Here is an 11,140-nt window from a genome sequence, read left to right on the forward strand (position 1 = left end):
CCGCCCGGCGGCCCGGCCGATCGGTGCCGGCATGACAGCTCAGCCGATCGAGGACACCCGGCTCGCGCAGCGCGGCGCCCGCGACGCGTGGTGGCGCGACGCGGTGGTCTACCAGGTCTACCTGCGGTCGTTCGCCGACGGCAACGGCGACGGCGTGGGCGACTTCGCCGGGCTGCGGTCGCGGCTGCCGTACCTGGCCGAGCTGGGCGTGGACGCGGTCTGGGTGACCCCGCACTACGTGTCGGGCGGCGCCGACGGCGGCTACGACGTGATCGACTACACCGCGGTGGACCCGGACTACGGCACGGTCGCCGACGTCCGCGCGCTGGTCGAGGACGCGCACGCGCTGGGCCTGCGGGTCCTGCTCGACATCGTGCCCAACCACACCAGCGACCGGCACCCCTGGTTCCGGCGGGCGCTGGCCGACCCGGACAGCCCCGAGGCGGCGCGCTACCACTTCCGGCCGGCGTCGGAGAACCCGCCCAACAACTGGCAGTCGATGTTCGGCGGGTCCGCGTGGTCGCGGACGCCGGACGGGCGCTGGTACCTGCACCTGTTCACCCCGCAGCAGCCCGACCTCAACTGGGCGGACCCGCAGGTGGCCGACGACTTCGACCGTACGCTGCGGTTCTGGTTCGACCTGGGCGTGGACGGCTTCCGCGTGGACGTCGCGTACGGGCTGTTCAAGGACCCCGAGTACCGCGACAACCCGGGCATCTACTCCCCCACGCTGTTCGGGCACGGGCCCGAGCAGGCCATGACCACCAACCAGCCTCAGGTGCACGACGTGTGGCGGCGCTGGCGGGCGGTCGGCGACTCGTACGAGGGCGGGAAGATGCTGGTCGGCGAGGTGTCGCTGGCCGACCTCGACGAGGTGGGCCGCTACGCCCGCCCCGACGAGCTGCACCACGCGTTCCAGTTCCGGCTGCTCAAGAGCGACTGGGACGCGCGGGCGTTCGCCGACACGATCGGCGAGGCGCTCGCCGCCTTCGACCGGGTCGGCGCGCCGGCCCCCTGGGTGCTCGGCAACCACGACAAGGCCCGCCAGGTCACCCGTTACGGCAGCCTGCGCCGCGCCCGCGCCGCGGCGCTGCTCATGCTGGCGCTGCCCGGCTCGGCGTACCTGTACGCCGGCGAGGAGCTCGGCCTGCCCGAGGCCGACGTGCCCGACGCCGACCGCCGCGACCCGATCTTCCTTCGCTCCGGCGGCAAGCGGGCCGGCCGCGACGGCTGCCGCATCCCGATGCCGTGGGAGGCGCTCGCCCCCGGGCTGGGCTTCTCGCCCGCGGGCAGCGCCGAGCCGTGGCTGCCGGTACCCGCCGAGTGGGCCCGCCACGCCGCCGACCTGCAGGCAACCGACCCCGGGTCCACGCTCAGCCTCTACCGCCGGGCGATCGCGCTGCGGTCGCTGCACCCCGCGCTCGGCTCCGGCCTGGCATCGGTCACCCGCACGGGCGACGTGATCCGGGTCGACCTGCTCGCCCGCCACGACGACCCGGCGCCGGTCACCTGCTGGATCAACATGGGCTCGGCGGCCGTCGAGGTGCCCGCCCACCGGCTGCTGCTCGCCTCGTCGCCCGACGTGACGGATCCGGCCGGCGGCACGCTGACGCTGGCCCCGGACACCGCCGTGTGGACGCACGGCTGACCGCGAGCGGCCCGGGGCGCGCAAGATGGGGAGCTTCTCAGGGCTTCACCCCATGCCGCCTCGGGCCGGCGACTGCCGACGATGGACCGCATGATCCGTCGCAGCAGCCTCGTCGCCTCCCTGACCGCGATCACGACCGGGTTCGCGCTGGCGGCGAACCCGCCGAGTTCCGCCTCCGCACCGGCCCGGGTCCCGCCGATCACCTGGACGGCCTGCGCCGACGACGCGCCCGGCGTGCCCGTCGACCCGGTGGTGCGCTGCGGCAAGCTGCGCCTGCCGGTCGACTGGTCGCGGCCGCACGGCGCGACCTTCGAGCTGACGGTCGCCCGGCGCCCCGCGCGCGACCCCGTGGGGAAGCCGGGCACGCTGGTGTTCGGGCCGGGCGGGCCGGGCGACTCCGGGGTCGAGCGCATCCGGCGCGGCAACCGGTTCAGCAAGGAGATCCTCGACCGGTTCGACACGGTGAGCTTCGACCCGCGCGGCGTGGCGCGCAGCGGCGGGCCGTCCTGCCCGCTGTCGCTGTCGGACCCGGGGCTGCTGACCAGCCAGGCGGACTTCGACGAGGTGACCGCGGCGAACCGGGCGGCGTGGGACGCCTGCCGCGTGACCAGCCCGGTGTGGGACCACGCCGGCACGGACAGCGCGGTGCGCGACCTCGACGCGCTGCGCGCGGCGCTGGGCCTGCGGCAGCTCACGTTCCACGGCAGCTCGTACGGCACCCTGCTCGGCCAGCAGTACGCCGAGCGCTACCCCGGCCGCGTGCGGGCGATCGTGCTGAAGAGCGTCTTCGACCACAGCCTCGACGTGCGCGGCTTCGTCCGTACGCAGGCCTCCGCGCTGCAGGACGGGTTCGACGAGTTCGTCTCCTGGTGCGCCGCCTCGACGGAGTGCGTGCTGCACGGCGACGACGTCCGCGCCGTCTGGAACGACGTGCTGCGGCGCGCCGACGCGGGCGAGTACCGGCCGCACACCGCCTTCGAGATCGCCGCGCTGCCGATCGTCCGGCTCGCCGCGCCCGACCGCGCCGGCCTCGCCGAGGACATCAAGAGCCTTTCCGAGGGCACGGTCCCGCAGCTCCGCCTGCCGGTCCCCGTGCCGTCGGTCTTCTGCGCCGACTGGCCCGCGGACGTGCGCGACTTCCGGCAGTACGCCGATCTGGTGCGCACCGCCCGGGCCGCCGCCCCCGACGTCCGGTACGGCGCCGGCCTGCTCGCGATCCGCGCCTGCCTGGGCTGGCCCTCCCCCGTGGCGAACCCGCCGCACCGGCTGCAGGTCCGCACCCGCACCCCGTTGCTGCTGCTCAACGCCGTCCACGACGTCCGCACCGGCCACGTGTGGGCCGCCGGCGTCGCAGCCCAGCTCGGCCGGCACGGCAGGCTCGTGACCTACGAGGGCTCCGGCCACGGCGCGTACGGCGCCACGCCCTGCACAACCGCCGCGGTGGACCGCTACCTGATCGACTTGGTCGTGCCGCCGCCGGGAGCGCGCTGCCCCGCGGCCTGACGCACCCGGTAGCGCAGGTGGAGCACCCGGTTGCCCTGGACGACGACGTCCGGGCCGTCCAGCAGGTGCTGCGCGTCGACGGAGCCGAAGTAACGCTTGCCGGACCCGAGCACGACGGGGGCGACGTCCATGCGCACCTCGTCGACCAGACCCGCGGCGAGCGCCTGGCCGCCGACGTCGCCGGCAGCGAACTCGACGGTGCGGTCACCCGCGAGCTCCCGCGCCTTGGCCACGGCCGCCTCGACGCCGTCGACGAAGTGGAACGGCGCCCGGGGGTCCCAGCCCTCGGGCGCACCACGGTGACTCACCACGACCACGTGGTCGATCCCGCTCGGCGGCGTCCCGTCCCAGCCGTCGGTGATGTCGAAGGCGTGCCGGCCGGCGACGGTCACGCCGATCTCGTCCCAGTACGGCCGGACGTAGTCGAACGAGGCCTGCGACACCTTCAGCACGCCACCGCCGTCCAACGGCACGTCGCCGCTCACCAGCCACTCGAAGATCGGACCGGGATCGTCGTTCTCGTCGGCGATGAAGCCGTCCACCGAGACCGACGCGTTCATGACCACTTTCCCCACGGCTTCCCCCTCTGATCTCCGGCCCCCGAGTCTGGTGCGGCGCGAGCCGGCGCTCTTGTACGAAATCAATCGGCAGGGAGCGGCCAGCCGTCCAGGACGTGGCCGGGATGATCGCGCAGGAACCGCCGCCGGACCTCGGCGTACCGGGTCGGCGTCAGCCCGGTGAACTCCCGGAACTCGCGCACGAAGTGCGCCTGGTCGAAGTAGCCCGCGCCGGCCGCGACGGCTCCCCAGTCGATCGGCGCGGCGACGTCGAGCGCCAGCACGGTGAAGGTGAAGCGGTAGCTGCGGGCCAGCCGTTTCGGCGTGACACCGACGACGGCCTTGAACCGCTTAGCCAGGTACGTGCTGCTGGCGCGGGCCGCCAGACCGATCTCGCCGATCGGCGCCGCCCCGCCGGTCGCCGCGACGGCGGTGGCCATCTCGCGGACCAGGTCGAGACCGTCGATCGCCCGCAGCCGCCGCGCCAGCTCCTCCTCGAGCACCATCAGCATGTCGTGCGGCGCCTCCGCCGAGGTCAGCCGGTGCCTCAGTGCGGCGACGGCGGGCCGGCCCCAGATCTGCTCCACCGTCGCGGGCCGGTCGCACAACTCGGCCGCGGGCATCGGAATCAACGGCGCCAGGCCCCACGGCTTGAAGTGGGCGCCCACGGACCGGGTCGGGACCGGGTAACCGAACTCCCACGCCCGCGTGGGCGTGGCGACCGCGCAGCCGTCGGGGTACTCCGCGGCGTCCCCGTCGGTGCCCGCGCGGATGCGGAACGGCTCCCCGAGGTTGACGACGAGCAACGGCGCGGGCGCCGCCGGCAGCAGCAACCGGGAGTACGGCGGGACGCCCTCCAGGTAGTAGAGGTCGTCGATCAGCCCGTCCAGCGGCGGACCGGGCACCCTGGACACATACTCCACGCCGACATCATCGCCGACGGCTCCTGCGGCGTTCCGCGCCCGGTCCCGGCCGCCGCTCAGTAGACGAACGGCCACCCGGCGGCGTCGTAGCCGAGCAGGTTGATGCCCAGGCGGGAGGCGCCGTTGTCGGCGTAGTAGTGGTAGACGAGCACGTCGGCGTCGGTGTCGGGCAGCACGGCCTGGTGGCCGGGGCCGTGGATGCTGCCGTGCCCGGCCAGCACCTGGGTGCCGCCGCCCGCGGTCAGCGCGACGCCGTTGCGGTCGGTGAACGGGCCGGTCGGGCTGGTCGAGCGGCCCACCATGATCCGGTACGTGCTGGCGGCGCCCTGGCAGCAGCGGTCGAACGACACCCACAGGTAGTAGTGGGCGCCGTGCTTCACCAGGAACGGCGCCTCGATGGCTCCGCCGCCACGCCCGGCGATGCCGCGGATCGCCGAGTCCGAGCGCTTGCCGGTCGACGGGTCGAGCGCCACCTGCTTGATGCCCGACCAGAACGAGCCGAAGCTCAGCCACCACCGGCCCGCGTCGTCGACCAGCAGGTTCGGGTCGATCGCGTTGAAGGTGTCGGTCGTCCTCGACTCGATCACCAGACCGCGGTTCGTCCACGTGCCCGACGCGCCGGTGGGGCTGGTCGCCAGGAAGATCGCCGAGCGGTTCGAGCCGAAGGTCGAGGCCGAGTAGTACAGGTAGTACTGCCCGTTGCGGTACGAGATGTCGGGCGCCCACAGGTTGCGGCTGCCGCCCGTGTACGTCGTGGTCCACGGCGCGCCGTTCGGGAACACCGTGCCCGCCGCGCGGAAGGCCGTACGGTCGGCCGAGGTCGTCAGCGGGATGTCGTTGCCCGTCTGCGCCAGGAGGTAGCCACCCGCCGGCGTCTTGACCATCGCCGGGTCGTGCGTGCCGGTGGCCCCCGTGACCACACCCGGGTTCGGGTACGACGGCGGCGCGACGGTCGGCGTGGCCAGCGGCGCCGGGACGGTCGTCGCCGCCCGCGCATCGACCGCGACGACCCCCGCCGCCACGACGGCGCAGGCGAGCAGGGCGTGGCGGATCAGGCCTCTGGTGGTGGACATCGGTTCTCCCTCGACCTCGGCTCGGCAACCCGCCCACGATTCGCGCTGCCATCGTCTTTCATCGATGTTAACGTTCACTGAATGAATGTCAAAGCAGTGCGGGCCCAACGGACGCGAAGCTTTGGGGATGGGTCCGTCCTTGAGTTGGTTCGGATGTAAGCCGGATCCGTCGTTCCGCGCCGCCGGGGAATGCGGAGAAGGTGGCTGACGCGCCGGCGCAGGCGCGTCAGTCCGGCAGCTTGACCGACACCCTCCGGTCCACGGACGGGACCAGCCGACCCCCTCCCCGAGGGTGCGAGCCGGGCGTCGAGGGGGACAGGCTCGCCGCCCGGTTGTAGGTATCGTCGAGGTATGTCGATGGCTCGGCCGGGGCGGCGCGGGATGGGGCCGCTCGCGGTCGCTCTCGAGTTCGTGCTGGTCGTGGGGGTGGTGGCCGCCGGGATCACGCTGCGCCCGGGGCGGGCGGACGAGTTCTACACTGCCTCCATGAGGGGCGCCGAGGCGGTGCCGGCCGCGGAGCCGGCGGTCAGGGGCGCGTCCACGGGGTCGTACACCTGGGACTGCGGCCGCAACGAGCGCGGGCACCGCAACACCGCGAACATCGTGGTCACGCCCGGTCGGCCGGGGCCGGCGCACCACGTGCACGACTACATCGGCAACCTCGGCGTGCAGGACGACTCGACCGTCGACAGCCTTGTCGGAAAACCGACAACCTGCACCAACGGCGACGCCTCCACCTACTACTGGCCGGTGCTGCGCACGGGCGGCGCGGACGAGGGCGGGCACGGCGGGCCGGCGCTGGTGCCGACGGCGGTGACCATGACGTACCTCGGGAACCCCCGCGGCCGGGTGCTGCCCATGCCGCGGCTGCTGCGGGCCGCGGTCGGCGACGCGTACGCCCACACCAACGGCGGCCGGAACGCGCGCGTCTGGTGGAGCTGCTCGGACACGCCCGACCGGCGCACGTCGAAGTACCCGCTCTGCGGCGACGGCGCCGCGGTGGTGCGGATCTTCGAGTTCCCGAGCTGCTGGGACGGCCGCCGCCTGGACAGCCCCGACCACCGCCAGCAGGTCGTCTTCCCGGCCCGCGGCGGCGGCTGCCCGGTGGGCACGTTCGCGGTCCCCCGGCTGCGGATCACCATGACGTACGCCGTGCCGCCCGGCGTCCGCTACCGGATCGACGCGTTCGACGGGCAGCGCAACGACCCCGCCACCGACCACGGGTTCCTGGTCAACCTCATGCCGCAGAAGGTGATGAACCGGGTGGTCGCCTGCCTCAACGAGGGCCGCTCCTGCGAGAACGGCGGCTCGTCGTGACCGGCGGGCACGCCGACCTCGCCGGCTACCTGCTCGACGACCTCACGCCCGAGGCGCGGCAGCAGGTCGACGAGCACCTGGCCGGCTGCGCGGAGTGCCGCGAGGAGGTCGGCTCGCTGCGCGACTGGACGGCCCGGCTGCAGGCGGTCCCCGACGTCATGCTGCTCGAGGGCCCGCCCGACGGCGGCGACCTGCTGCTGCAGCGCACGCTGCGCGAGGTGCGCGCGGAGTCGGCCGGGCGGAGCAGACGCCGTACGGGCCTGGTCTCCGCGGCGGCCGCGGTCGTGCTCGTGGCGCTGATCGGCGGCGGCGTGCTCGCCGGTCGCGCGTCCGCTCCCGAGGCCCCGCTCGCCCAACCCGCGCCCGCGCCCGCGCCGAGCACCGAGCCGACGGTCGTCCCCGGCACCCGGACCGGCACCGGGGTCGACCCAACCACCGGCGCCCGGATGACCGTCGCGGTCGCCCCGGCGTCCGGCTGGGTGCGGGTCACCGCCGCCGTCGCCGGCATCCCGGCCGGGGAGCGCTGCGTGCTGGAGGTCGTCGGCCGCGACGGCTCGGTGGCGCAGGCCGGCAGCTGGGTCGTCCCGCCCAACGGCGAGCAAGCCGGCACCACCCTCAACGGCAGCGCCCTGATCGCCCCCGCGAACGTGCGGGCCGTCCGCGTCGTCAACACCGCCGGCAAGCGGTTCGCCGAGGTCGCCGTCTGACGCCGCGTCAGCCGCCCGAGGTGCCGCTGACGCCGCCGCCCACGCTGCCGCGACCCACCACGTTCGTCTTGACCACGCCGTTGGTCACCTTGCCGGTGGCCGGCAGCTTGAACGCGCGCCGGGCGTCGCGGTCGCCGGCCGGGAAGGCGTCCCCGCCGTCCAGGAACTCGCCCGGCGTCAGCCCGCGCAGGTAGACGGGGGAATGCCAGAGGAAGTACGTCTCGTCGTCCTCGTCGACGTCGCAGAACTCCTCGTCGACGATCTGCCCGTCCTGGTCGGCGCAGTAGAACACCTCGTCGGTCGGCCCGTCGCCGATCGGCTCCTCGTCGGCCGGCTCCCCGTCGGTCGATTCTTCGTCGGTCGAGTCCTCGTCGTCGACGGACGGATCGTCGAGGGCCGGCACCGCGTCGGAGTCGACGACGCCGTCGGCGCTGTAGGTGGTCGTGTCGGACAAGTCGTACGGGTCGTCGTCGGCGCCGGCGTCGCAGGCGGCGGTCCCCCCGGCGGCGAGGGCCACGAAGGCGGCGGTCAACGCCACCCGGCGCGAGGTCATTCGTCGGCTCAACGTTCCCCTGTCCTGGTGCACGTGCTGGAGCCCGCTGATCATGCCCGATGGAAGCGTTCTCCGGTGCCCCGGCGGCGAGGCGGATATGTGACAGGACCTCGCAAAGGCCCGCTGGGACCGCACCGCCATCACGCCCGGAAAGGGCTGCAAGGCCGCATCGCCTCGTAGGAAGCGCCCCCGGCTCGGACCATCGACCCCCGGCCGGTTTGCCGATACTGCCGACCCGGCCGCGCGAGCCGGCGCAGGCTGGCGACATGACCCTGGTGATGCGGGCGGCCCGCGGCCTCGGCCGGCATGGTCGCGCCGGCCTGGCGGTAGTGGTTCTGGCATGCCTCACGACGCTGGGGGCGCCGGCGGCGACGGCTGCCACGCCCGCCGCGTCGAACGGCAAAGCGTGCACCGTCATCGGCACCAAGGGCAACGATCGGCTGCGCGCCACCCATGCCCGCGACGTGGTCTGCGGCCTGGCCGGTGACGACACCCTCGTCGGCGCGGCGAGCAACGTGGTTCTCGACGGCGGGTCGGGCGTCGACGTGCTCGTCGGCGCCGGCGGAGCCGACACGCTGATCGGTGGTGCGGCCGCCGACGTGCTGACCGGCGGCCCCGGCAGCGACGTGCTGGTCGGCGGGGCGGGCGCCGATCAGCTCACGGGCGGCCCGGGTGCCGACACGGTCTCATACACCGACCACACCGCCGCGGTGACCGTGACCCTGTCGGGCCGCGCCGGCGCCGGTGCTCCCGGCGAGAACGACCGGATCGGCGCCGGGGTGGAGAACCTCGTCGGCGGCGCCGGCAACGACGTCCTGCTCGGCTCCGCCACTGCCAACATCATTCTCGGTGGCGCCGGCAACGACACCCTCAGCGGTGGAGCCGGCGATGACACGCTCAGCGGCGGCGCCGGCAACGACGCCGCCGACGGGGGCGCGGGGAACGACCGGCTCGCCGGCGGGTCGGGTGACGACAAGCTCGCCGGCGGGCTCGGCAACGACTCGCTCAACGGTGGCGCCGGCAGCGACACGGTCAGCGGCGGAGCCGGCAACGACACGCTCAGCGGTGGAGCCGGCAACGATCAGCTGCTGGCGAGCGGCGAGGATCGCGTGACCGACCGAGGCGGCTCGGACAGGTGCCTGGGCAGGTGTTCCGGTGCTCCGGGCCCCACGCCGGAGCCGGCGGTCACGCCGCCAGGCACGCCCGCGGACCCGGCCACCACCGTGCCGCCGCCCACGACACCGGCGCCCGCGGTGTCCGTGACCGCCACACCGTCGCCGGCGCTCGTCGACCCCCCGCCGCCCACCGACATCGCGGCCACGCCATCCGTCACGCCATCAGCCACCCCGCCGGTCACGCCATCACCATCGCTCACCCCGGCGGTGGGGACGCCGCCGGTCGCCTCGCTGCCGCCGACCGGGTCGCCGTCCGGCCCTGTCGTCGATCCCTCCGCGGTCGCGCCGCCGGCCCAGCCGTCGCCGTCGCCCACGCCGCTGCCGGACACGTGCGGCCCGGACTCCGCCGTCGACCGATGCACCGACATCGCCGCGCCTGCCATGGACTTCGCCAGCCTGCAATGGAGCACCGAGCCCGCCGTGAGCAACGCCGCCGACACTGTCGTCCGGGCCCGGGCGCACGTCACCGACGACCTCAGTGGCCTGATGTACGTGACGGTGAAGCTGCGCAGCCCGGATCCCGCTGTGCCGGCACTGTCCGTCGGCTGGAGCTCGTACCGGTCGGCCGGCGGTCAGGTGAGCGCGACGCTCGTCAGCGGCCGGATCGACGACGGCGTCTTCGAGATGCGAGCGAGCGTCCCGGCCGGCACCGCGGTGGGAGCGTGGACCCTGCAGGAGGTCTACCTGCAGGACTGGGCGAACCATTACACGCGGTACACCGTGGCGCCGGACGGCGCTTACACCACGATGAACACCCTGCAGGGCGCGACCGCCGAGCGCGGCACCCTCGCGTTTCCGCCGCTCATGGTCAGCGGAGTGTCGGACGTCGCCGCTCCTGCCGTGGACGTCGCCGCGGGCTCCTGGGCCACCGGGACGGTCCTGGACAACAGCGCCGACCGGACGCTGACGGTGCACCTGCCGGCGGCCGACGACCTCAGCGGCGTGGTCCGCCTGACCGCCACACTGTACGGCGAGGGATCGACCACTCCCGCGGTCACGTTGCGCTCGCGCGCGCTGCTGTCCGGGACGCCGACCGGTGGGGTCTGGGAGCTGACCGGGGTGCTGCCGGCCTACCTTCCGGCCGGCACCTGGACCGTCGACCGGGTCGATGCGACCGACCGGGTGGGTCACGTCGGCACCGCCCGCGCCACCGGCGGCGCCTGGCTGCCCTCGCTGACCGTCACCGGACAGTCCGATCAGCTGCCGCCCACGGCGGACATGACCTACGGCGAGTACGTCGGCGACACCGTGATCGACAACGGCGCCGACCGGACCGTACGCCTGCGGGTCCGGGCCGCGGACGATCTCAGCGGCGTGGCTCAGGTGTGGGCCGACATCCGTACCGACGGCGCCGGCGGCGCGGGCACCGTCGCGGGGCAGAGCCGGCTCGATGCCGTCGGGCCGCCCGGCCCGGACGGGGTGTGGGAGCTGGTCGGCACCGTGCGCCGGGGCATGGCCACCGGTCTCTGGCGGATCAACGGGCTCTACGTCACCGACCGGGTCGGTCGGCAACGCGTCTACCACATCGCCCGTGACGGCTCGTTCACGACGGCCGATCGCGCGTACTCCGGGGTTGCCACCCTGCCCACCTTCACCGTGATGAGCGCCGACGCCGGTGGTGGCAACTGACTCCTCACACAGCCTCCGGGAGGGCCGCCGCACCCCGGGCGGGGTGCGGCGGCCC

At 74.3% G+C, this 11,140-nt stretch carries 9 protein-coding genes; 5 read left to right on the forward strand and 4 right to left on the reverse strand.

Annotated elements, in window-relative coordinates:
- Positions 1-31: 31 nt before the first annotated feature.
- The gene (locus tag ACSNN8_RS20195; RefSeq protein WP_436650823.1) at positions 32-1,648 is read left to right on the forward strand and encodes a glycoside hydrolase family 13 protein; all 1,617 of its coding nucleotides are present in this window, start codon (positions 32-34) and stop codon (positions 1,646-1,648) included.
- A gap of 90 nt (positions 1,649-1,738) precedes the next feature.
- A complete protein-coding gene (locus ACSNN8_RS20200; RefSeq protein ID WP_436650824.1) occupies positions 1,739-3,151 on the forward strand; it encodes an alpha/beta fold hydrolase in 1,413 nt (470 codons plus the stop codon).
- On the opposite strand, the gene ACSNN8_RS20205 is transcribed toward ACSNN8_RS20200, so the two are convergent.
- From ACSNN8_RS20205 to ACSNN8_RS20215, 3 genes are all read right to left on the reverse strand, one after another.
- Positions 3,097-3,726, reverse strand: a complete 630-nt coding sequence (locus ACSNN8_RS20205; RefSeq protein WP_436650825.1) for a dihydrofolate reductase family protein — start codon at positions 3,724-3,726, stop codon at positions 3,097-3,099. The genes ACSNN8_RS20200 and ACSNN8_RS20205 overlap by 55 nt on opposite strands.
- A 65-nt stretch (positions 3,727-3,791) precedes the next feature.
- Positions 3,792-4,631: a helix-turn-helix domain-containing protein gene (locus ACSNN8_RS20210; protein ID WP_436650826.1), complete on the reverse strand. Its 840-nt coding sequence runs from the start codon at positions 4,629-4,631 to the stop codon at positions 3,792-3,794.
- Positions 4,632-4,687: 56 nt separating this feature from the next.
- The gene (locus ACSNN8_RS20215; protein WP_436650827.1) at positions 4,688-5,704 is read right to left on the reverse strand and encodes an arabinan endo-1,5-alpha-L-arabinosidase; all 1,017 of its coding nucleotides are present in this window, start codon (positions 5,702-5,704) and stop codon (positions 4,688-4,690) included.
- Between the two features lie 351 nt (positions 5,705-6,055).
- On the opposite strand from ACSNN8_RS20215, the gene ACSNN8_RS20220 reads away from it, so the two are divergent.
- Together ACSNN8_RS20220 and ACSNN8_RS20225 are read left to right on the forward strand one after the other, a co-directional pair.
- Positions 6,056-7,021 (forward strand): DUF1996 domain-containing protein, encoded by a 966-nt coding sequence (locus tag ACSNN8_RS20220; RefSeq protein ID WP_436650828.1) that lies wholly within the window; start codon positions 6,056-6,058, stop codon positions 7,019-7,021.
- Positions 7,018-7,728, forward strand: a complete 711-nt coding sequence (locus ACSNN8_RS20225; RefSeq protein WP_436650829.1) for an anti-sigma factor family protein — start codon at positions 7,018-7,020, stop codon at positions 7,726-7,728. The genes ACSNN8_RS20220 and ACSNN8_RS20225 overlap by 4 nt, the downstream gene beginning before the upstream one ends.
- A 7-nt stretch (positions 7,729-7,735) precedes the next feature.
- Here ACSNN8_RS20225 and ACSNN8_RS20230 read toward each other — a convergent pair whose 3' ends face one another.
- Positions 7,736-8,281 carry a hypothetical protein gene (locus ACSNN8_RS20230; protein WP_436650830.1) on the reverse strand — a complete coding sequence of 182 codons (546 nt, stop codon included), beginning with the start codon at positions 8,279-8,281 and terminating at the stop codon, positions 7,736-7,738.
- 266 nt (positions 8,282-8,547) lie between these two features.
- On the opposite strand from ACSNN8_RS20230, the gene ACSNN8_RS20235 reads away from it, so the two are divergent.
- The gene (locus ACSNN8_RS20235; protein ID WP_436650831.1) at positions 8,548-11,085 is read left to right on the forward strand and encodes a hypothetical protein; all 2,538 of its coding nucleotides are present in this window, start codon (positions 8,548-8,550) and stop codon (positions 11,083-11,085) included.
- The last annotated feature ends 55 nt before the right edge of the window (positions 11,086-11,140 follow it).

Origin of the sequence: Actinoplanes sp. URMC 104, from assembly GCF_051386375.1 — a bacterium.
Lineage (GTDB): Bacteria > Actinomycetota > Actinomycetes > Mycobacteriales > Micromonosporaceae > Actinoplanes.

Bases quoted from the DNA above. Each gene is read 5' to 3' on its own strand.
- ACSNN8_RS20200 (WP_436650824.1), top strand. From the start codon at position 1,739: ATGATCCGTCGCAGCAGCCTCGTCGCCTCCCTGACCGCGATCACGACC.
- ACSNN8_RS20215 (WP_436650827.1), bottom strand. From the start codon at position 5,704: ATGTCCACCACCAGAGGCCTGATCCGCCACGCCCTGCTCGCCTGCGCC.
- ACSNN8_RS20230 (WP_436650830.1), bottom strand. From the start codon at position 8,281: ATGACCTCGCGCCGGGTGGCGTTGACCGCCGCCTTCGTGGCCCTCGCC.
- ACSNN8_RS20195 (WP_436650823.1), top strand. From the start codon at position 32: ATGACAGCTCAGCCGATCGAGGACACCCGGCTCGCGCAGCGCGGCGCC.
- ACSNN8_RS20220 (WP_436650828.1), top strand. From the start codon at position 6,056: ATGTCGATGGCTCGGCCGGGGCGGCGCGGGATGGGGCCGCTCGCGGTC.
- ACSNN8_RS20235 (WP_436650831.1), top strand. From the start codon at position 8,548: ATGACCCTGGTGATGCGGGCGGCCCGCGGCCTCGGCCGGCATGGTCGC.